Below are 21,804 nucleotides of genomic sequence, written 5' to 3'. Positions count from 1 at the left end.
TCACTCCTCCCCGGGGTAGCGCACGCCGATGAGGTCGCGGACCTCGTCGAGCGTCGCCATGATCGCGACCGTCTCGTCGATGGGGAGGATGTCGCTGTCGACGAGCCCCGCCGCCACGAGACGCTCGGCCGCGAGCGCCTGGAACTGCATTCCGCGGCCCTGGATGTCGGACACGTAGTCCTCGAGCACCGTGCCGTCGGGCGCGATGACGCGGAACGACGTGGCGTTGTACCAGACCCGATCGATGTCGATCCGAGCCTCGGTCCCGATGATGTGCGCGGTGTTCGGGCCGGCCGATCGCGAGGCGGAGATCGAGGTCGACAGCGCGCCCGACTGGTGCGACATGATCGTGGCGACCTCGGTGTCGGCGCCCGTCTCGCCCAGCCGCGCGGACGCGGTGATGGCGAGAGGCTCGCCGAGGATGTCCCACGCGAACGAGATCGGGTAGATGCCGAGGTCGAGGAGTGCGCCGCCGCCGAGCTCGAGGGCGTTCAGCCGGTGCGCGGGATCGCTCGAGATCTTCTGCGTGTGGTCGGCCATCACGACACGGATCTCGCCGAGGGCCCCGGACGCGACGATCTCGCGGATGCGGGCCATGTGCGGGAGGTATCGCGTCCACATCGCCTCCATCGCCAGCAGCCCGCGGTCGGCGGCGACCTCGCGGACGGCGGCGGCCTCGTCGGCAGTCAGGGTGAAGGGCTTCTCGACGAGGACGTGCTTGCCGTGCTCCAGCGCCAGGATCGCCTGCTCGGCGTGGAACGGGTGCGGGGTCGCGATGTAGACGATGTCGACGCCGGGGTCGGAGACCAGTGCCTCGTACGAGCCGTGCACCCGGGCGACGTCGAACTGCGCGGCGAACGCGGAGGCGGACTCGGCGCTGCGGGAGCCGACGGCGACGAGATCGAGCCCCGCGGTGCGGAGGTCGGCGGCGAAGGCGCGGGCGATGCCGCCCGGACCGAGGATGCCCCAGCGCAGGCCGGGCGAGGAGGGGGAGGAGGGCGACGTCATGATCCCGAGCGTAGCGACCGGCCCGGCGCCGCGCGCGGGCGACCGGCCCGGGGCGCACGGGCGGGCGCGGTTAGGCTCGGGGCGTGGCATCCCCTGTCGACCGCTTCCGCGACCTCCTGCGCATCCCCACGGTGTCGCACGCCGACGAGTCCGAGATCGACTGGCCCGCGTTCGACGCCTTCCAGGCCGCGCTCGAGCGGCTGTATCCCGGAACGCACGCGGCGCTCGAGCGCGAGGTCGTCGACGGCCACTCGCTGCTCTTCCGGTGGCGCGGCGCCCGGACGGACGACCCGCTCGTGCTCATGGCGCACATCGACGTCGTGCCCGTGGTGGAGTCCGAGTGGGAGACCGACCCGTTCGCGGCCGCCATCGTCGGCGAGGGAGCGGATGCCGCGATCCACGCGCGCGGCGCGATCGACGACAAGGGCGCGCTCGTCGCCATCCTCGAGGCGGTCGAGCAGCTCGTAGCCGACGGGTTCACGCCGGCGCGCGACGTCTACCTGGCCTTCGGGCACAACGAGGAGACCGCCGGCGGCGGAGCGCGGGCGATGGTCGAGGTGCTGCGGGGGCGCGGCATCCGTCCCGCGCTCGTGCTCGACGAAGGCGGTGCCGTCGTCCAAGGGGTGGTCCCCGGCGTGACTGTGCCCACCGCGATGGTGGGCGTCGCCGAGCGCGGCGTGATGACCCTGCTGCTGACTGCGCGCGAGGGCGGCGGGCACGCCTCGACCCCGCCGGCCGTGCCGGCGACGGCGCGTCTCGCGCGTGCGATCGACCGGCTGCACCGGCATCCTTTCCCGACGCGGCTCGCGCCGCCGGTGCGCGCGATGCTCTCGACGCTCGCGCCGCACGCACCCCAGCCGCTGCGCGCGCTGCTGCGCAGCCTGGCCGTCACCGGGCCTCTCGTCGCCGCCGTGTTCGCCAGGCTCGGACCCGAGATGAACGCGATCGTGCGCACGACCGCCGTCGCGACCGAGCTCAGCGGAGCGCCGGGAGAGAACGTCCTGGCCACGACGGCCCGCGCATCCGTCAACATCCGGCTCCTCACCGGCGACACCGTCGAGGGCGCGACCGAACGCGCTCGCCGCGTGATCGGCGACCCCGAGGTCGAGCTCGCGGTGCGGCACGGCTCGGACCCGTCGCCGGTGTCGCCGTGGCAGGGCGAGGCGTGGCGCCGGATCGCCACGGCCGTGGCGTCGACGCTCGGCGACGACGTCGTGACGACGCCCTACCTGCAGCTCGGTGCGAGCGACAGTCGCTGGTTCACGGCGATCTCCACGGGCGTCTACCGCTTCACGCCGTTCCATCTCACGCGCGCGGAGCGCGACGCGCTGCACTCGCACAACGAGCGCATCCGCGTCGACGTGTGGCTGCGGGGGATCGGGTTCTACCGCGCGCTCGTCGCGGCGAGCTGACGCTCGGCCGGATCGGCGCGAACCTCAGCAGCGGGCGTGCGGTCGGTCGCCGGCACCGAGGCGAGGGCCTGCGCGAGGTCGGCGACGATGTCGGCCGGATCCTCGAGGCCGATCGACAGGCGCACCGTCGTGGGCGAGATGCCGGCGTCGGCGAGCTGCGCCGGTGACAGGTGACTGTGGGTCATCGACGACGGATGGGCGACGAGGCTGCGCGCGTCGCCGATGTTGGCGACGAGCTTCACCAGGCGCAGCCGCGCGATGAACGCCTCGACGAGGGCGAAGTCCGCCTCGGCGTCGCCGGTGCCCGGGAGGTCGAACGCGAACACGGAGCTCGCGCCGCGCGGAAGGTAGTCCTGCGCCAGCGCGTGCCACGGGCTGGACGCGAGTCCGGGGTGATGCACCCTCGTGACGGCGTCGTGGCCCTCGAGGAAGCGGGCCACCTCGAGCGCGCTCGACGAGTGCCGCGCGATCCGCAGGTCGAGCGTCTCGAGTCCCTGGAGCAGCTGGAACGCGTTGAACGCCGACAGCGACGGCCCGAGATCGTGGACGTACTTCGTCTTGACCAGCGCGATGTAGGGCGAGCCCGCCTCGCCGAACCGCTCGACCAGGCTGCCGCTCGGTACGCGCTGATACGTCTGCGTGAGCTGTGGCCAGCGCTCGGGCTCGGCGGTGAAGTCGAACGTGCCGAGGTCGACGATGGCTCCGCCGAGCGAGGTGCCGTGGCCGCCCAGGAACTTCGTCGCCGAGTGCACGGTGATGTCGGCGCCCAGGTCCTTCACCCGCTGCAGGTACGGTGTCGCGACCGTGGCGTCGATCACGAGGGGCACGCCGGCGCCGTGCGCGATGCCGGCGACGGCGCGCACGTCGAGCACCTGGGCGATCGGGTTCGTGATGGACTCGGCGAAGAACGCGCGCGTGGTCGGGCGGACGGCGTCGGCCCAGGCATCCGTGTCGTCCTGATCGACGAACGTCACCTCGATGCCCCAGTCGGCGAAGGTGTCCTGGAGCAGGTCGACCGTGCCGCCGTAGAGCTGACGGGCGGCGACGATGTGCTCGCCCTGCTTGGCGAGGGCGAGCAGCGCGAGGGCGACCGCCGCCTGCCCGGAGGCGACTCCCGCTGCGGCGACACCGCCCTCGAGCTCGGCGACGCGCTTCTCGAACACGAGGACGGTCGGGTTGGCTGCGCGGCTGTAGATGTTGCCGTCGCGCCGCAGCGCGAAGAGGTCGCGCGCCTCGCTCAGCGAGCGGAACTCGAACGCGTTCGACTGATGGATCGACGGCACGGCGGTGTGCTCGGCGATGCCGGCGTCGTAACCCGCCTGCACCTGCGCCGTCGCGAAGGAGCGCGGGGACTGGGACATGCGATCCATTGTCGGGGCGCGCGCTCGCGCACCACCGCCCTGTGTCGAAGTGTTGCGCACGGCCGTGGGCGAGGATGGAGGCGTGGCGCAGCTCATCACCCCCGCAGAACTCCACCGTCTTCTCGCCCATCGCGGCGGTCGCGCGGGTGCCGGCGGCGTGCGGGTGCTCGACGTCCGGTACCGGCTCGATCGCCCGGACGGGCGCCCCGCGTACCTCGAAGGTCATGTGCCCGGCGCCGTGTACGTCGACCTCGAGAGTGAGCTCTCGCGGCATGGCCGGCCGGAGGACGGGCGTCATCCGCTCCCCGCGCTCCGCGACCTGCAGGCCGCCGCACGCCGGTGGGGCCTTCACGACGGCGACACGGTGGTCGTCTACGACGACGCCCGCTCCCTCGGCGCGTCGCGCGCGTGGTGGCTGCTGACCCGCAGCGGCGTCACGGACGTGCGGCTGCTCGACGGCGGCCTCGCCGCGTGGATCGGCGCCGGCTTCGACGTCGAGCGCGGCGACGTGGTGCCCGAGCCCGGGACCGTCGTTCTGCATCCGCTGTCCGAGCCGGTGCTCTCGATCGACGACGCCGCGGCGTGGCCGGAGCACGGCGTGCTGCTCGACGTGCGCGCGGCCGAGCGCTACCGCGGCGAGGTCGAGCCCATCGATCCGATCGCGGGACACATCCCGGGCGCGGTGAGCCTCCCGACGACGTCGTACATGACGGACAGCGGGTTCCCGGATGCCGCGACCCTGCGCGCCCTGTTCGCCGACGCCGGCGTCGTGCCCGGCGTCGCGGCGGCGGCGTACTGCGGGTCGGGCGTCACCGCCGCGCAGGCGGCCGTCACCGCCGAACTCGCGGGTCTCGACCTGCGGATCTACCCCGGGTCGTGGAGCCAGTGGTCGAACACGCCGGGACGCTCGGTCGCGACCGGCGCGGAGCCGGGAGGGAACTGAGCCCGGGCCGGGGGCTACGGCACCAGGGTGACCTTGCCGTCGACTCCGTCCTCGACGATGCGGTGCGCCTCGGGCGCATCGGCCAGGGCGAGCGACGGACCGAGCTCCACCGTGAAGCGCCCGGCGGCCAGCAACGCGAGCACGACGGGCACGGCCTCGCCGCGCCAAGCCTGCTGCTGCGCCGTGAGGGGCTGCGGCGAGCCGCCCGAGAAGGCGCGGATGCCGAGGGATGCGGCATCCCGTCCCTTCACGAGCGTCGCGATGCGCGTCTTGTCGGCGACCAGCTCGATCGAGGTGCGCAGCGCCTCGTCGGTGCCGGCCGCGTCGATCGCGACGGTGACGCCTTGCGGCGCCGCGTCGCGCACGCGCCCGGCGAGTCCGTCGCCGTACGGCACCGGGATCGCGCCCAGCGCCCGCACGGCATCTGCGCGGCGCGGCGAGGAGGTCGCGATCACCGTCGCCCCCCACAGGACAGCGAGCTGGATCGCAGCCTGGCCGACCGCGCCCGATCCGGCATGGAGAAGCAGCGTGTCGCCGGCGCCGACCGACAGCGACCGCAGCGTCTGATAGGCCGTGCCGACCGGGATCCCGAGCGCCGCGCCGGTCGCGGCATCGACCTGCGGCGGACGCGCGTGCACCCGCGCGGCGGAGACGACGATGTCGCTCGCGTAGGCGCCGGACGCGCCGGAGAACACGACCGCGTCGCCCGGCCGGAAGCCGTCGACGCCCGGGCCGATCGTGGTGACGACACCGGCGCCGTCGTTGCCCACCCGCCGCGGCTCGACGATCTCGGCAGAGGCGCGCTGCCCCGAGCGGAGCTTCGCGTCGATGGGGTTCACGCCGGCGGCCTCGACGCGGATCGCGATCTCGCCCTCACCGGGCAGGGGCGCGGGGATCTCGGTCGAGTGCAGGACCTCGGGTCCGCCGAACTCGGTGTACACGATCGCAGTGGCCATGGCAGGGGCAACCTCTCGCTTGTCGGGCCCTATTCCCGCAGGGCTTTCTGGATGCGCTGCAGCGACACGGGCTCGGCGGTGCCGAGCTGCTGCGCGAACAGGCTGACGCGGTACTCCTCGAGCAGCCAGCGGGTCCGGGCGAGGGCGGGCTGTGCGCCGGCCGGCACGGGCACGGTCCCGCCGGCCTCCGCGAAGGCCACGGCGGCCCGCTCGAACTCTGTCATGCGCTGGCGGTCGCGTCCGGGGTTGTCGGCCAGCGCCTTCACCCGGTCGAGCGCCCCGCGCAGGTAGCGGGGCAGGTGCACCAGCCGGTCGGTGCCCGTGCGCGCGACGAACCCCGGGAAGACGAGCCCGGCGACCTGGCTCTTGACGTCGTTCAGCGCACCGAGGAGCGTGAGCGAGTTCTGATCGCGCACCGCGCGCTCGGCGTCGCGCGCGGCGGTGAGGATGCGTGCGGTCAGCGACACCGTCTGGAAGAGCTCGTCGACGATCACCGACGACATCGCGTCGCGTACGGCGTCGAAAGCGGCCCGCGTGCGGATCACGCCCCCGGGAGCCGTGCGCGCGATGACCGCGTCCGCCACCGCCACGCGGGCGTCCTCGACGAGGGCCTTGGCAGACGGGTAGGGGGATGCCGCGAGTGCGAGCTTCTCGGCCGACGTGAGGTGGTCGAGGACGTAGGCCGAGGGCGAGGGGACGGCGAGGAGGAGCAGTCGGCGCGCTCCGCTGTGCGTAGCGGCCGCCGCGGCCTCGGGGGTCGCCTCGATGCGCAGCGCGACCGAGGACCCCTCGTCGACGATGGCGGGGTAGCCGCGCACGACGCCGCCGGCGACGCGCGTGTCGACGACGTCGGGGAGGTCGTCGAAGGTCCACTCCGTGAGGCCGGTGCCCTCGGCGAAGGACGACGCCGCAGCTGCGGCGGGCTGCGGTCCGACGGCGGCAGGCGAGGGCGCGCGTGTGCCGCCTTGCTGCGCGCGGGCGACCGAGCGTGCGACCGAGTCACGGGCCCGTCCGGCGAGCCGGTCCTGGAGCGCGGCGAGGTCGCGGTCCGACCCGGCGGCGCGCCCGCGCTCGTCGACGGCGCGGAACGAGACGAGCAGGTGGCCGGGCACCCGGTCGAGCTCGAAGTCGGCTGCGCTCACCGGCTGGTTCGCGACGCGCTGGATGCGGGCGGCCAGCGCCTCGCGGAGCCCTGTGGGCGGGAGCCCGGCGTGCGACTCGGGTCCCTGGCCTGCCAGCTCGCCCGCGAAGGTCGCGGCCCAGTCTGCGGCGGGCACGACGTGCCGGCGGATCGCTTTCGGCAGCGACCGCAGGAGCGCGGTGATGAGCTCGTCGCGCATGCCGGGCACCTGCCAGTCGAACCCGTCGGCGCGCAGCTGCGCCAGCAGGGCGAGCGGCACCACGGCCGTCACGCCGTCGTCGGGGGCGCCCGGCTCGAAGCGGTATGCCAGCGACAGCACCTGGTCGCCCTGCTGCCAGCGGGCGGGGAAGTCCCGCTCGTCGCCGCGCGACGCCTCGTCGACGAGGTCTGCCTCGGTCATGTCGAGCAGGCGCGGGGTGCGCTGCGCGGCGTCGCGCCACCACGACTCGAACGACCGCACGTCGAAAACGTCTCGGGGGATGCGCGCGTCGTAGAAGCGGTAGACGGCCTCGTCGCCCACCAGGATGTCGCGGCGGCGCTCGCGCTCCTCGATCTTCTCGAGACGCCGGCGCAGCTCGAGGTTGCGTCGCTCGAACGACGTCAGCCGCTTGTCGAGGGCGCTCGCATCCCATTCGCCCTCGACGAGGGCGTGACGCAGGAACAGTTCGCGCGCGAACGGTCTGTCGAAGCGCGCGAGCTGCACCCGGCGGCGCGGCACGATGTCGACGCCGAACAGCGAGATCTTCTCGTAGACGGATGCCGCGCCCGACGCCTTGGACCAGTGGGGCTCGCTCAGCTGACGCTTGGCGAGGTCGCCGGCGAGCGGCTCGGCCCACTCGGGGTCGATCGTCGCGACCGTGCGCGCGAAGAGGCGCGAGGTCTCGACGACCTCGGCGGCCATGACGGCGGTCGGCCGGGCCTTCTTCAGGCCCGATCCGGGGAAGATCGCGAAGCGCGTGCCGCGGGCGCCGAGGTACTCGGCCGAGCGCCGTTCAGGGCGCTCCGGGCGGTCGCCCCGGCCGCGCTGTGCCGTCTTCGCGGGGGCGCGGTCGTCGAGGATGCCGATCTGCGACAGGAGCCCGGAGAGGATCGCGCGGTGGATGTCGTCGGGGTCGGCGGTGCTGGTCGCGTGCTGTTTCCTGGACGTGCCGAGGATCGCGCTGAGCTGGCGGTGGACGTCGGCCCATTCGCGCACGCGCACGTAGTTGAGGTGCTCCTGGCGGCAGAGGCGCCGGAAGGCGCTCGACCCGAGCTCGGCCTGCTTCTCCTGGAGGTGGTTCCACAGGTTGAGCAGGCTCAGGAAGTCGCTGGTCGGGTCGGTGAAGCGGGCATGGAGCCGGTCGGCTTCCTCGCGGCGCTCCTCGGGTCGTTCGCGCACGTCCTGGATCGACATGCCGGCGACGATCACGAGCACGTCGCGCAACACGTTCGTCCGCCGTGCCTCGAGGAGCATGCGCGCGAACCGCGGGTCGATCGGCAGGCGCGCGATCTCGCGCCCGAGGTCGGTGAGCGCGGGCGAGCGGTCGCCGTCGCGGCCGGCGCGCACGGCGCCGAGCTCGACGAGCAGGTCGAACGCCGCTTTCACGCCGCGCGAGTCGGGCGGCATGAGGAACGGGAACGACGAGATGTCGCCGAAGCCCAGCGAGAGCATCTGGAGGATCACCGATGCGAGGCTCGTGCGGAGGATCTCGGGCTGGGTGAACTCGTCGCGACCGGCGAAGTCCTCTTCGGCGTAGAGGCGGATCGCCACTCCGTCGCTCGTGCGGCCCGCACGACCCGACCGTTGCTGCGCCGAGGCCTGCGAGATCGGCTCGATCGGGAGCCGCTGGATCTTGCTCCGGTTGCTGTAGCGCGAGATGCGCGCCGTGCCGGTGTCGACGACGTAGCGGATGCCCGGCACGGTCAGGCTGGTCTCGGCGACGTTCGTGGCGAGGATGACCCGCCGGCGCACGCCGGCGACCGACGAGCGTTCGAAGACGCGGTGCTGCTCGGCGGCGCTGAGGCGTCCGTAGAGAGGGAGGACCTCGGTCGGCGCGGCGTCCTTCGCGTACATGCCGCGGACGGCATCCATCGCGTCGCGGATCTCGGCCTCGCCGGGAAGGAACACCAGCACGTCGCCGGCCGGCTCGCGGTCGAGCTCGCGGAGCGCGGCCGTGATGCCGTCGACGTCGTCCGGCTCGTCCTTGCCCGCCGTCGCGGGCGGCCGGTAGCGCACCTCGACGGGGTAGGTCCGTCCGGACACCTCGATGATCGGCGCCGGCTCCCCGTCAGGCCCGGCGAAGTGCTTCGCGAAGCTCTCGGGGTCGATCGTGGCGCTGGTGATCACGACCTTGAGGTCGGGCCGGCGGGGGAGCACTCGTTTGAGGTAGCCGATGAGGAAGTCGACGTTGAGCGATCGCTCGTGCGCCTCGTCGACGATGATCGTGTCGTATCGCTTGAGCAGACGGTCGCGGTGGATCTCGTTGAGCAGGATGCCGTCCGTCATGAGCGCGATGCGCGTGTCGTCGGACACCTTGTCGGTGAAGCGCACCTTGTAGCCGACGGTCGAGCCCAGCGGAACCTGGAGCTCTTCGGCGACGCGTTCCGCGATGGTGCGCGCGGCGATGCGTCGCGGCTGCGTATGGGCGATGCGCGTGCGGCCGAGCTCGAGGCAGATCTTCGGCAGCTGCGTCGTCTTGCCCGAGCCCGTGGCGCCCGCGACGATGACGACCTGGTGGTCGCGGATCGCGGCGGCGATCTCGTCGCGCGCGGCGCTGACAGGCAGCTCCGGCGGGTACGAAATGACGGGTTCGGGCGCAGACATAGCCCTCCATCGTATGACGGACGGCTCGCGCTCGTCGCTCCGCGGTCGCGCGCTCCGCTCCGCTCCTCGGACGTCGCTCCGCGGCGCCGGTCTGCAGACACCTCGCGAAAACCTCATGTGAGTTCGGGCTCAGGACCGGGGCGCGCGTACCGGCGGGGCCTGCGGGGCCGGCAGACCGAGCCGCCGCCCCGCGCGAGCGAACCCGACCTGGGTCTGTTCCCCGTGTGGCCCCTGTTCGACGCCGAGCCTCCTAGTCTGGATTCATGGCAACCCCCACCGTGAAGCTCAACGACGGCCACGACATCCCCCAGCTCGGCTACGGCGTGTTCAAGGTCCCGCCGGCCGACACGCAGCGCGCCGTGAGCGAGGCGCTCGAGGTCGGCTACCGCCACATCGACACGGCCGCGATCTACGGCAACGAAGAGGGCGTCGGCGCCGCCATCGCCTCCTCCGGCATCCCGCGCCACGAGCTCTTCATCACGACCAAGCTCTGGAACGACCGCCACGACGGCGATGAGCCCGACGCCGCGATCGCCGAGAGCCTCGCGAAGCTCGGCCTCGAGCAGGTCGACCTCTACCTCGTCCACTGGCCCACCCCCGCGGCCGACAACTACGTCCACGCGTGGGAGAAGCTCATCGAACTGCGCGACGGCGGCCTCACCCGCAGCATCGGCGTCTCGAACCACCTCGTCCCGCACCTCGAGCGCATCGTCGCCGCCACGGGCGTCGTGCCCGCCGTCAACCAGATCGAGCTGCACCCGGCCTACCAGCAGCGCGACATCACCGATTGGGCGGCGGCGAACGACGTCCGCATCGAGTCGTGGGGGCCCCTCGGTCAGGGCAAGTACGACCTGTTCGGTGCCGAGCACGTGGCGGCCGCGGCGCGGGCCCACGGCAAGACGCCGGCGCAGGCCGTCCTGCGCTGGCACCTGCAGAAGGGCTTCATCGTCTTCCCCAAGTCGGTGCGCCGTGAACGCCTCGAGGAGAACCTCGACGTCTTCGACTTCGAGCTCACCGCCGACGAGGTCGCCGCGATCGACGCGATGGAGCAGCCCGACGGGACGGGTCGCGTCAGCGCCCACCCCGACGAGGTCGACTGACGACCGGATGCGAGCGGATGCCGTGAACCCACGTCTCGCGGAAGCCACGAGCCCGTACCTGCGCGCCCACGCGGGCAACCCGGTCTCGTGGTTCCCGTGGGGCGAGGAGGCCTTCGCCGAAGCCCGCGCGCGGGACGTGCCGGTCATGGTCTCGATCGGCTACTCCACGTGCCACTGGTGCCACGTCATGGCCCGCGAGTCCTTCGACGACGCGGCCACCGCGGCCGACCTCGACGCGGGCTTCGTGTCGATCAAGGTCGACCGCGAGGAGCACCCCGAGGTCGACGCCGCGTACATGGCGGCGGCCGGCGCGTTCACCGCGAGCCTCGGCTGGCCGCTGACGGTCTTCGCGACGCCCGAGGGGCGCCCGTTCTTCGCCGGCACGTACTTCCCGCCCCAGCCGCGCGGAGGCATGCCGGCGTTCCGGCAAGTGCTCGCCGCCGTGCACGAGGCGTGGACCGAGCGCCGCGACCAGATCGACGGGACCGCCGACGCGGTGGTCTCGGCGCTCGCCGAGGTCCGCGCGAACGGTGGGGGCGAAGCATCCGCTCCACCGTCCCTCGACGAGTTGACGACCGCCGCGCGCGCGCTCGCCGAACGCGAGGACGCCGAGTTCGGCGGCTTCGGCCGCGGCGACCCCGCGGCGCCGAAGTTCCCGGTCGCGACGGCCCTGCGCTTCCTGCAGTCGCGCGCGGTGCGCGACGCGGCTCCCGACGCGGCGTCCGTCGCCGAGCGCGCCCTGTCGGCGATGGCGCACTCCGCGCTGCGCGACGACGTCGAAGGCGGCTTCTTCCGCTACGCGACGCGTCGCGACTGGTCGGTGCCGCACTACGAGCGCATGCTCACCGACAACGCCCAGCTCCTCGACGTCGCTCTCGATGCCGGCGACGAGGACACCGCGCGAGGAGTGGCCGCGTTCCTCCTCGACGTGCTCCAGCAGCCCGGCGGAGGGTTCGGCGCCGCCCAGGACTCGGAGTCGTGGATCGACGGCGCCCGCAGCGAAGGCGGCTACTACCAGCGGGATGCCGCGGCCCGCGCCGCCCTCGAACCGCCGGCCGTCGACGCCAAGGTCGTCACCGGGTGGAACGGCCTCGCGATCGGCGCCCTCGCGCGCGCCGGGTCCCGTCTCGACGAGCCTCGGTGGATCGAGGCCGCCCGCTGGGCGGCCGACGCCGTGCTCGAGACCAACGTCGCCGCCGACGGGAGGCTGGTGAGGGCGTCGCTCGACGAGATCGCGTCCCGCGCGTCGGCCACGCTCGCCGACTACGGCCAGCTCGCCTCCGGGCTCGCCGCACTCGCCGCCGCGACGGGCGACGCCGCCTACGCCGTCCGCGCCGTTGCGCTCGTCGCCGCCTGCGCGGGGGCCGACGGCACCCTGTCGGTGCCGGGCGGAGGAGACCCCGTGCTCGCCGCGCAGGGCGTAGGGGCTCCGGATGCCGCATCCGACGGCGACGAGCCGTCCGGCGCCGCCGCGCTCGCCGACGCCGCGCTGGCGCTGTGGACGCTCGGCGGTGGCGACCACCTGCGCACCCTCGCGGAGCGCACGGTCACCGCGCACGCCCGCGCTGCGCTGCAGCAGCCGCTCGCGCACGGCGCGCTGCTCCAGGTCGCCGCGCGCCTCGCGTCGGGCCCGCGCCAGATGGTGGTCGTCGCCGACGAGGCCGATGCTCCGGTGGTCGCCGCGGCACGCGGCATGCGCTCGGATCTCTTCGTCGCCGTCTCGGCGGCGCAGGCCGAGGAGTTCACCGAAGCCGGCTTCTCGCTCTTCGCGGGCAAGACCGCGATCGGCGGCGCCGCGACCGCGTACGACTGCCGCGACTTCGCGTGCCGCCTTCCCGTCACCGACCCGGCCGCACTGACGGGCTGACCCGCCCGCCCGGTCCGCTCACACCCAGGTGGGCAGCCAGATGTGCAGGCGGTAGAAGTCGTACGGCACCTGCATCGCCGAGACCACCGGGTACCAGAACGCCGACAGCGCGAGCGCGACGGCGAGGAACACCAGGACGAGCCTCTGGCCGGTGAGTCGCCGGTACGCGTCGGCGTGGCGAGGGCCGGCGATGTCGCGCAGCGCGAACGTGAGCGCCAGCAGCATGAACGGCAGGGTGAGGACCGTGTAGAACTGGAAGATCGTGCGTTCGGGGTAGAAGAGCCACGGCACGTACGTCACGGCGATCCCGGTGAGCACGAACGCGTAGCGCCAGTCGCGTGCGATCACGAAGCGGTAGGCCAGGTAGATCACCGCGGCCACGCCGGCGTACCAGATCAGCGGGTTCGGGATGCTGGCGATCGCCGTCGAGCAGCCGTTGCCGGTCGCGCACCCGTCCACGCCGAGCGCGTCGTGGTGGTAGTAGATGTTCGTCGGCCGGATCAGCAGCGGCCACTGCCACGCCGGGCTCGCGTACGAGTGTCCCGACGTGATCCGCGAGGCGGCGCCGAACATCGTGGTGTGGTCGATCCAGAGGCTCTGCAGCGCCAGGGGCACCCACGACCAGAGGCCCGTCGCCGGGCTCGCGTCCGCGGAGTGGCGGTCGTAGCCGCCGTCGGTGAGCAGCCACCCCGACCACGACGCGATGTAGACGAGCACGGCGACGGGCACGAGCAGCACGAACGTCGCGACCCCCTGCCGGATCGCATCCGACGGCCAGAACAGCACGCCCGCCCGCCGTCGCGCGAGGGCGTCCGTCACCACGAGGTAGACGCCGAGGCCGGCGAGCACCCACGCTCCCGACCATTTGACGGCGGATGCCGCGCCCAGCGCGACGCCCGCGGCCACGATCCACGGTCGGTTCCACAGCAGCGGGCCCCACGCGGGCGGGTCGTCGCCGTCGTACCTCGCGGCGACCGTGAGCGCGATCCGCGCCATCGTGCGCTCGCGGTCGAGCAGGACGAAGAGGAAGCCCAGCAGCACGAAGAACATGAGGTGGGTGTCGAGGAGCGCCACCCGGCTCATGGAGATCGCGAGCCCGTCGACGGCCATCAGCAGGCCGGCGATCACGGCGAACGTCGTCGAGCCGGTGAGCCTGCGTGCGATGAGCATGAGCAGCAGCACCGCCGCCGTGCCCATCAGGGCGGTCGTGATGCGCCAGCCCCAGCCGTTCTCGGGACCGAGCACCATCATCCCGAGCGCGATGATCCATTTGCCCAGCGGCGGGTGGATGACGAACGCCGGGTCGGCGGTGAAGATGTTCACGTCGCCGGCGAGGAACCGGTCGTTCGCCTCGGCCGGCCAGGCCGCCTCATACCCGAGTTGCGACAGGCTCCACGCGTCCTTGACGTAGTAGGTCTCGTCGAACTGATTCATCAGGTCGTGCGCCGCCGCGAGGTTCCACAGGCGCAGCACGGCGGCCAGGGCCACCACCAGCGCGGGCCCGAGCCACGCGTAAAGACGCTGCGCGCGCCGGTCGGCGCCGATTCGCGCGGAGAACCGGTCGTACAGGCTCGCGCGGGCCGGCGGGAGCAGCGACTCGGCGGGCGGGTCGGCGTCCAGCCGGGGCGCGTGCGTCACGCTGCACAGTCTAGGCGCGGGTCCCTGTGAGGCCCCGGGCGCAACCTCCCCGGCGTGGGGGCGGCCCGTCCGTATGATTCGTGACGTGGGCGAGAGCACCGGCTATTGGTACGGCGACGACGCCGACGACGCGAAGCGTCGTGCGATCGAGCTGCTGCAGGCGTTCCGGCTCTATCGCGCGTCCGAGGTGGCGATGCGCCGGCGTACACGCGACGCGATGGCGATGGGCGAGAACGACCTGCTCACGCTCCGGTACCTGCTCAAGGCCGAGCGCGAGTCGCGGGTGGTGTCGCCCGCCGAGCTCGCGCGCTACCTCGGGGTGTCGACGGCATCCGTCACCGCGATCATCGACCGGCTCGAGAAGTCCGACCACGTCATGCGCGGCCCGCACCCCACCGATCAGCGCCGTATCGTCGTGACCCCCACCACCGACACCGACGAGGAGGTGCGGCGGACGCTCGGGGCCATGCACGCCCGCATGCTCGACGCGGTCAGCGGCATGACGCCCGACGAGACCCGCATCGTCATCGACACGCTGAGCCGCCTGCGTGCGGCGGTCGATCAGATCGAGCCGGAGCACCAACCGGACCACGGGTCGGAGCACGAGCCCGGACACGAGTCGGACGCCGACGGCGCCGCCGAACTCGGGCAGGGCGGCCCGGGCCGCGCCTAGGCTGAGGGCGTGATCATCCTCGCGGCGACCCCGATCGGAAATCTCGGGGATGCCTCGCGCCGCCTCATCGAAGCGCTCCAGACCGCGAAGGTGGTCGCGGCCGAGGACACCCGCACGACCCAGCGGCTGCTCGCGGCGCTGGGCATCGACAACCGACCGCGGCTCATCGCTCTGCACGACCACAACGAGAAGGACCGCGCCCCCGAGCTCGTCGAGCTCGCGCGCGACGGCGACGTGCTCGTGCTCAGCGACGCCGGCATGCCCACGGTCAGCGATCCCGGCTACGGCCTCGTCGCGGCCGCCGCCGCCGCGGGGGTGGTCGTCACCGCCATCCCCGGGCCCAGCGCCGTGCTCACCGCGCTCGCCGTCTCGGGTCTTCCGACCGACCGCTTCACCTTCGAGGGCTTCGTGCCGCGCAAGCCGGGGGAGCGGGCGTCGGTCTTCCGGTCGCTGGCGAACGAGCCGCGCACGATGGTGTTCTTCGAGGCCCCGACGCGTGTGGCGGCGACGCTCGCCGACATGGCGGGAGGCTTCGGCGATGACCGGCGTGCCGCGGTGTGCCGCGAGCTCACGAAGCTGCACGAGGAGGTCGCGCGCGGCACGCTCGCCGAACTGGCCGAGTGGGCGGCGGCGGGGGTCCGCGGAGAGCTCGTGATCGTGGTCGCGGGCGCCGCCCCGCGCGAGGTCGCCTTCCCGGACGCCGTCACCCAGGTGCTCGAACTGGTGCGGAGCGGCACGAGACTCAAGGATGCCGCGGGCGAGGTCGCCGCCCACACCGGCCACTCGTCGCGCGAGCTGTACCAGGGGGCACTGGCCGTGCGCGGCTGACCCCGTCACGAAGGCCGGGCACGGCATCCCGCCCGACTAGAATCCTCGGGTGACTTCCGGCCGCCAGTCCTTCTACATCACGACGCCGATCTACTATCCGAGCGACGTGCCCCACATCGGCCACGGCTACACGACCGTGGCCGTCGACACGCTCGCGCGCTGGCACCGCCAGGCGGGCGACGACACCTGGATGCTCACGGGCACCGACGAGCACGGTCAGAAGATGATGCGCGCCGCGTCTGCAAACGGCGTGACGCCGCAGGAGTGGGTCGACAAGCTCGTCGGCGAGGCGTGGTTCCCGCTGCTGAAGACGCTCGACGTCGCCAACGACGACTTCATCCGCACGACGCAGCCGCGCCACGAGGAGCGCGTGAAGCAGTTCGTGCAGGCCATCTACGACCGCGGCTACATCTATGCCGGCGAGTACGAGGCGCTGTACTGCGTCGGCTGCGAGGAGTTCAAGCCCGAGTCCGAGATCGTCGACGGCACCGGTCCCTTCGAGGGGCTCAAGGTGTGTGCGATCCACTCGAAGCCTCTCGAGCTGCTGCAGGAGAAGAACTACTTCTTCAAGCTCTCCGAGTTCCAGGACCGCCTGCTCGAGCTGTACTCGTCGACGGACTTCATCCGTCCCGAGTCCGCGCGCAACGAGGTCGTCTCGTTCGTGAAGCAGGGGCTCAAGGACCTCTCGATCTCGCGCTCGGCGTTCGACTGGGGCATCACGGTGCCGTGGGACGAGTCGCACGTCATCTACGTGTGGGTCGACGCGCTCCTCAACTACGCCACCGCCGTCGGCTACGGCAGCGACCCGGAGGAGTTCGCCCGCCGCTGGCCCGCCTACCACGTCGTCGGCAAGGACATCCTGCGCTTCCACGCCGTCATCTGGCCGGCGATGCTGATGGCCGCGGGCGTCGAGGTGCCGCGCGGCGTCTTCGCGCACGGCTGGCTGCTCGTCGGCGGCGAGAAGATGTCGAAGTCGAAGCTCACCGGCATCGCGCCGACCGAGATCACCGACGTCTTCGGCTCGGACGCGTACCGCTTCTACTTCCTGTCGGCGATCGCCTTCGGTCAGGACGGGTCGTTCTCGTGGGAAGACCTCTCGGCCCGCTACCAGGCCGAGCTCGCCAACGGCTTCGGCAACCTCGCCTCGCGCACGACGGCGATGGTCGAGCGCTACTTCGAGGGCGTGGTGCCGCCCGCGGGCGCCTACACCGAGGCCGATCTGCACATCCAGAAGACGGTGGCGGATGCCGCGTCCGCCGCCGACGCGGCGATCGAGCGCTTCCGCATCGACGAGGCCATCACCTCGATCTGGACGATCGTCGACGCGCTGAACCTGTACATCACCGAGAACGAGCCGTGGGCGCTGGCGAAGGACGAGGCACAGCGCGAGCGCCTGGGCACGGTGCTCTACACCGCCGCCGAGGGTCTGCGTGCGCTCGCCGTGCTGCTGTCGCCGGTGATGCCGGTCGCGACGGAGAAGCTGTGGGTCGCGCTCGGCGCGGCCGAGTCGATCGGGCGCCTGCAGGACCAGCCGATCCGCGAGGCCGGCGCCTGGGGCGCGTTGACGCCGGGCACGTCGGTGAACGGCCTCGCACCGCTCTTCCCGCGCGTCGAGCAGTCGGTCTGACCCTGTCCATGTCCCACTTCCCCGTCTTCATGTCCCACTTCTCGTCGCTCGGAGCGACCGCAGGCGACCGAAAGTGGGACATGCATGGGTGAGGCCGCCGTCCCGTACCCGGCAGAGGGCGCGGATCCGTCGCAGTACGTCCGCACGCGCGAGAAGGGCACGCGCGACGTCACGTACCCGGCTGCTCCCGAGCCGCTCGCCGTGCCGGTGTACGACAACCACGCGCACCTCGAGATCGAGGACGGCGTCGGCCTGTCGCTGGACGAGCAGCTCGAGCGCGCCGCCGCCGTCGGGGTGATCGGCGTCGTGCAGGCCGGCGGCGACATCGACTCGAGCCGGTGGTCGGCGTGGGCCGCGGCATCCCACCCCCGCGTGCTCGCCGCCGTGGCCATCCACCCCAACGAGGCCCCCGCATACGAAGAGGCCGGCCGCCTCGACGAGGCGATCGCCGTCATCGACGGGCTCGCAGCGGAGCCGCGCGTGCGCGCCATCGGCGAGACGGGCCTCGACTTCTTCCGCACCGACGAGGGCGGGAGGCCTGCCCAGTTCCGCTCGTTCGAGGCTCACATCGACCTCGCGAAGAAGCACGGCATCGCGATGCAGATCCACGACCGCGACGCGCACGAGGCGGTTCTCGAGACTCTGGAGCGCGTCGGCGCCCCCAAGCGGACCGTGTTCCACTGCTTCTCGGGCGACGCCGACATGGCGCGCATCGCGGGGGAGAAGGGCTACTGGCTCTCCTTCGCGGGCAACGTCACCTTCAACAACGCGCAGAATCTGCGCGACGCGCTCGCGGCGATCCCGCGCGAGCGGATCCTCGTCGAGACGGATGCCCCGTTCCTGACGCCCACACCGCACCGCGGTCGTCCCAACGCGCCGTACCTGATCCCGGTCACCGTGCGGTTCATGGCGCGCGAGCTCGGCGTCGACGCGGACGAGCTGTCCGCGCAGATCGCCGCGAACACCCTCGAGGTCTACGGCCCCTTCGAGGACTGACCCCTCCACCGCTGCAGCTTCCTGCGAGCGCTGCGCCGATCGGCGGCGCGGTCGCAGGAAGGAGCAGCGGTCGCGTCAGCCGCCGAGGCGCACGCCGACCCCCGCGGGGATCGACAGGAGAAACTCGCTGAGGTTCGCCCAGAACGCGTGCCGGCGTGCGCGGCGCGTCCGGCGGTGTTCGAGCCGCGCCTCGCGGATGCGGTCGGCGTACTCGCGCTCGTCGTCTGCGGTCATCGTGCTGTGCATGGTCGATCCTCGCCTTCGTCATGGGGGCGGATGGTCCGCCTCACTCCTGCCACGAACGGGGTGGGCTCGGTTCGACAGGATGCGCCGGGCGAGCGGCTCTTGACCCTTCGTTCGGCGGAGGTGTCGAATCGGACGAGGTCTGTTCGTCGATCTGATGAGAGGTCGCCGCGGCGCGATCGCAGGAGCGGAGGAGCACGGCATGGCACGCAGGGCGATCGGCCGGACGTGGCGACGATGAACCCGCACGCCGACGTCGCCGGCGCCATCGCGTCGACGCACCGCGCCGAGTGGGCGCGCGTGGTCGCCGGGCTCGCGCGGCGCTTCGGCGACGTCGGGATCGCGGAGGAGTCGGCGGCCGAGGCCTTCGCGGTCGCGGTCGAGCGCTGGCCGGTCGACGGCGTCCCGCCCAATCCCGGCGCCTGGATCACCACGACGGCCTATCGCAAGGGGATCGACCGCCTCCGTCGCGAAGCGCGCCGCGACGATCTGCAGCGGGAGGCGTTCATGCTCGCGGACAATCCGAACGCCGAGGACGTCGGGGCGGTCGACGACGACCGGCTCCGCCTCGTGTACGTCTGCTGTCATCCGGTGCACGCGATGGAGGCCCGCGTGGCGCTCACGCTGCGCGTCGTCGGTGGGCTCACCGTCGCCGAGATCGCTCACGCCTTCCTCGTGCGCGAGACCACGATGGGACAGCGCCTGAGCCGCGCCAAGGCGAGGATCAGGGCCGACAGGATCCCGTTCCGCCTGCCTGAGAAGGAGGATCTGCCCGCCCGCGCGGACGCCGTGTTCGCCGTGCTCTACCTCATCTTCAACGAGGGGTACCTCGCATCGCGAGCCGAGTCGGACCCCCTCCGTCCCGACCTCACGGGAGAAGCGATTCGTCTGGCACGGCTGGTGCGCGACCTGCTCCCTGTCCACTCCGACGAGCGCGCCGAGGCGACGGGGCTCCTGGCCCTGATGCTGCTGACCGAGGCGCGGTCCGGCGCCCGCGTCTCGGACGCCGGCGAGCTCGTGCGACTGGACGAGCAGGACCGTGCCTCGTGGGACCGCGCGCTGATCGACGAGGGGCTGTCGCTCGTGCGCGAGCGGGCCGACGAGGCCGCGCGCGGGGGGCGTGGCCGGAATCGCTACGACATCCTCGCGGCGATCAACGGCGTGCACGCGTCGGCGTCGCGCGCAGGAGACACCGACTGGCCGGAGATCGTGGCGCTCTACTCCCAGCTCGAGCGCGTCGATCCGAGTCCTGTCGTCACGCTCAACAAGGCGATCGCCGTCTCGGAGGCCGAGGCACCGGCGGCGGCTCTCGCAATGGCGGAGGGACTCGCCGGTCGGCTGGGCGGCCACCACGCGTTCCACGCGACGAGAGCCGAACTGCTGCGTCGGGTCGGCCGCAACGACGAGGCGCGCACCGCCTACGACCGGGCGATCGATCTGACGGGCAATTCCGCCGAGGTCGCCCATCTCGTCCGCCGCCGTGACGACCTCGCGGCGTCCATCGAAGGAGAACCCACGTGACCACCCAGCGATACTTCGTGATCCACCTGACCGATGCGAGCGGATCGACCCTCGCCGAGGACGAGGATCGGCGCATGCTCGATGCCTGGGAGGAGGAAGGCGTCGCCGCGGGCACGGTCGGTGTCGGCGCCCCCGTCGCAGGGCGCGACCGGGCGAAGGCGGTCGTCGTCCGCGACGGGCGGACGATCGTCACCGACGGCCCCTTCCCCGAGTTCAAGGAATGGTTCGCGGGATACGACATCCTCGAAGCGGGGTCCATCGAGCAGGCGGCGGAGTACATGTCGAAGCATCCGACCGCCGTGCTCGGGCGCATCCTCATCCTGCCGACGGTCCCGCACCCGTGGGACCCCGCCGACTGACGTCAGTTCGGCAGGGGCATCCCGCCGGCGCCGGGCTCATCCTCGTCGGCGACCCGCTCCGCCTGCTCCTCGTCGAGCACGGGCCTGGCCGCCGCGATGTGCGAGATCGAGCGCCACACCAGCAGCAGCGTGACGAGCGAGCCGCCGAATGCGAACCACCAGGGTGCGGTGAGACCCCAGACCTGGGCGAGGACGCCGCCGATGAACTGCCCGATCACGAGCCCGCCGAACACTCCCACCATGTTCACCGACGCGATGCGGCCCTGCAGCTCCATCGGCACGAGCCGCTGGCGCACCGTGGTCGAGATCGTGGCCCACACGAACGCGTACAGCCCGAAGCCGAACATGATCACGAACGCCACCACGGGCGAGGTGGTCAGCGCGAACCCCAGGTGCATGAGCACCTCTGCCGACAGGCACACGCGCATGAGCGTGGAGAACGAGACGCCCTTCTCGAGCCATCCGAACGCGAAGACGGCGATGAAGCCGCCGAGCGCGGAGGCGGTCGTGAGGGCGCCGTAGCCGACGGGGCCCATGCCGAGGTACTCGGTCGCGTAGAGCACGAGCACGCCCCACGGCGCGGCCCACGTCACGTTGAACACCAGGATGATGACGACCAGTGTGCGGACGGGCGCGTTGTGGCGCAGCCAGCGCAGGCCCTCCCGGATGGCGTGCACCTTCGCGCCGGACGGCCTCCCATCGTGCTCGGGCACCGGAGTGCGTGCGATGCGCGAGATCAGCACGACGGCGAGGGCGACGCACAGCACCTGCAGCACGAACGGCCAGAACGAGCCGACCGCGAAGAGGAACGCGCCCAGCGGCGGACCGGCGAGCTGGTTCGCCACGAGGAACCCGGCCTGCATGCGGGCATTGCCGATGCCGAGATCGGCAGGCTTCACGAGCATCGGCAGGAGAGTGCTGCCCGCGGAGTCGGCGAACACCTCGGCGGTGCCGTACAGGAACGCCACGGCCAGCACGAGCCACACGGTCGCCTGCCCGGTGACGAGGAACCCCACCAGCACGAGGACGATCGCACCCCGGAGGGCGTTCGCGAGCATCACGAGCCTCCGGCGGTCGTGATGGTCGGCGACGGCGCCCGCGAGCAGGCCGAAGAGCAGCCACGGAAGGTACTGCATCATGGCGCCGGCCGCGACGAGGATCGGCGACGAGGTGAGCGACGCGATCAGCAGCGGCGCGGCGGCGAGGGCGATGCCGTCGCCCAGGTTGCTCGTCCACGACGACGCCAGCAGCCAGCGGAAGTCCCGGCCCATCCGGCGGGGTGCGATGAGGTCGCCGAGAGAGGGCATCCCACGATCCTAGGTCGGGGC

17 protein-coding genes are annotated in these 21,804 nt (G+C 72.4%); 10 read left to right on the top strand and 7 right to left on the bottom strand.

The annotated features are described in order from the left end of the window. Complete coding sequence (locus OB08_RS09940) at positions 1-1,008, bottom strand: Gfo/Idh/MocA family protein (protein WP_461474290.1); 1,008 nt, start codon at positions 1,006-1,008, stop codon at positions 1-3. An 83-nt stretch (positions 1,009-1,091) separates the two neighbouring features. Here OB08_RS09940 and OB08_RS09935 point away from each other — a divergent pair, with 83 nt between their 5' ends. Next, entirely contained in the window at positions 1,092-2,420 is a 1,329-nt protein-coding gene (locus OB08_RS09935) for a M20/M25/M40 family metallo-hydrolase (RefSeq protein ID WP_461474289.1), read from the top strand. On the opposite strand, the gene OB08_RS09930 is transcribed toward OB08_RS09935, so the two are convergent. Further along, positions 2,393-3,790, bottom strand: a complete 1,398-nt coding sequence (locus tag OB08_RS09930; protein ID WP_461474288.1) for an O-acetylhomoserine aminocarboxypropyltransferase/cysteine synthase family protein — start codon at positions 3,788-3,790, stop codon at positions 2,393-2,395. The genes OB08_RS09935 and OB08_RS09930 overlap by 28 nt on opposite strands. A 73-nt stretch (positions 3,791-3,863) precedes the next feature. Here OB08_RS09930 and OB08_RS09925 point away from each other — a divergent pair, with 73 nt between their 5' ends. Further along, positions 3,864-4,724: a sulfurtransferase gene (locus OB08_RS09925; RefSeq protein WP_461474287.1), complete on the top strand. Its 861-nt coding sequence runs from the start codon at positions 3,864-3,866 to the stop codon at positions 4,722-4,724. Between the two features lie 14 nt (positions 4,725-4,738). Here the strand turns inward: OB08_RS09925 and OB08_RS09920 are convergent, their stop codons facing one another. Beyond that, entirely contained in the window at positions 4,739-5,680 is a 942-nt protein-coding gene (locus tag OB08_RS09920) for a quinone oxidoreductase family protein (protein WP_461474286.1), read from the bottom strand. A 29-nt stretch (positions 5,681-5,709) separates the two neighbouring features. Next, on the bottom strand, positions 5,710-9,624 hold the full coding sequence (hrpA, locus tag OB08_RS09915; RefSeq protein ID WP_461474285.1) for an ATP-dependent RNA helicase HrpA: 3,915 nt from the start codon (positions 9,622-9,624) through the stop codon (positions 5,710-5,712). Positions 9,625-9,887: 263 nt separating this feature from the next. Between hrpA and OB08_RS09910 the strand changes: the two genes are divergently transcribed. After that, complete coding sequence (locus tag OB08_RS09910) at positions 9,888-10,724, top strand: aldo/keto reductase (protein WP_461474284.1); 837 nt, start codon at positions 9,888-9,890, stop codon at positions 10,722-10,724. Between the two features lie 22 nt (positions 10,725-10,746). After that, entirely contained in the window at positions 10,747-12,591 is a 1,845-nt protein-coding gene (locus OB08_RS09905; RefSeq protein ID WP_461474283.1) for a thioredoxin domain-containing protein, read from the top strand. A gap of 18 nt (positions 12,592-12,609) precedes the next feature. On the opposite strand, the gene OB08_RS09900 is transcribed toward OB08_RS09905, so the two are convergent. Beyond that, the gene (locus tag OB08_RS09900; protein WP_461474282.1) at positions 12,610-14,229 is read right to left on the bottom strand and encodes a dolichyl-phosphate-mannose--protein mannosyltransferase; all 1,620 of its coding nucleotides are present in this window, start codon (positions 14,227-14,229) and stop codon (positions 12,610-12,612) included. 85 nt (positions 14,230-14,314) lie between these two features. On the opposite strand from OB08_RS09900, the gene OB08_RS09895 reads away from it, so the two are divergent. The 4 genes from OB08_RS09895 (at position 14,315) to OB08_RS09880 (ending at position 18,353) form a co-directional block, all read left to right on the top strand. After that, a complete protein-coding gene (locus OB08_RS09895; RefSeq protein ID WP_461474281.1) occupies positions 14,315-14,902 on the top strand; it encodes a MarR family winged helix-turn-helix transcriptional regulator in 588 nt (195 codons plus the stop codon). Positions 14,903-14,911: 9 nt separating this feature from the next. Next, positions 14,912-15,730: a 16S rRNA (cytidine(1402)-2'-O)-methyltransferase gene (gene rsmI, locus OB08_RS09890; protein ID WP_461474280.1), complete on the top strand. Its 819-nt coding sequence runs from the start codon at positions 14,912-14,914 to the stop codon at positions 15,728-15,730. Between the two features lie 49 nt (positions 15,731-15,779). Beyond that, positions 15,780-17,357 carry a methionine--tRNA ligase gene (gene metG / locus OB08_RS09885; RefSeq protein ID WP_461474279.1) on the top strand — a complete coding sequence of 526 codons (1,578 nt, stop codon included), beginning with the start codon at positions 15,780-15,782 and terminating at the stop codon, positions 17,355-17,357. Between the two features lie 84 nt (positions 17,358-17,441). Continuing rightward, positions 17,442-18,353: a TatD family hydrolase gene (locus OB08_RS09880; RefSeq protein WP_461474278.1), complete on the top strand. Its 912-nt coding sequence runs from the start codon at positions 17,442-17,444 to the stop codon at positions 18,351-18,353. 75 nt (positions 18,354-18,428) lie between these two features. On the opposite strand, the gene OB08_RS09875 is transcribed toward OB08_RS09880, so the two are convergent. After that, entirely contained in the window at positions 18,429-18,599 is a 171-nt protein-coding gene (locus tag OB08_RS09875; RefSeq protein ID WP_461474277.1) for a hypothetical protein, read from the bottom strand. A gap of 234 nt (positions 18,600-18,833) precedes the next feature. Here OB08_RS09875 and OB08_RS09870 point away from each other — a divergent pair, with 234 nt between their 5' ends. Further along, positions 18,834-20,117, top strand: coding sequence for an RNA polymerase sigma factor (locus OB08_RS09870; RefSeq protein ID WP_461474330.1), 1,284 nt, complete (start codon positions 18,834-18,836; stop codon positions 20,115-20,117). Further along, a complete protein-coding gene (locus OB08_RS09865) occupies positions 20,114-20,476 on the top strand; it encodes a YciI family protein (protein WP_461474276.1) in 363 nt (120 codons plus the stop codon). Before OB08_RS09870 ends, OB08_RS09865 begins: the two co-directional genes overlap by 4 nt. Positions 20,477-20,478: 2 nt before the next feature. On the opposite strand, the gene OB08_RS09860 is transcribed toward OB08_RS09865, so the two are convergent. After that, positions 20,479-21,783: an MFS transporter gene (locus tag OB08_RS09860; RefSeq protein ID WP_461474275.1), complete on the bottom strand. Its 1,305-nt coding sequence runs from the start codon at positions 21,781-21,783 to the stop codon at positions 20,479-20,481. Between the last annotated feature and the right edge of the window lie 21 nt (positions 21,784-21,804).

This window comes from Microbacterium sp. HJ5, from assembly GCF_054824025.1.
The sequence above is the reverse complement of the archived record's forward strand: the minus strand, read 5'-3'. Positions and strand labels throughout refer to the sequence as shown.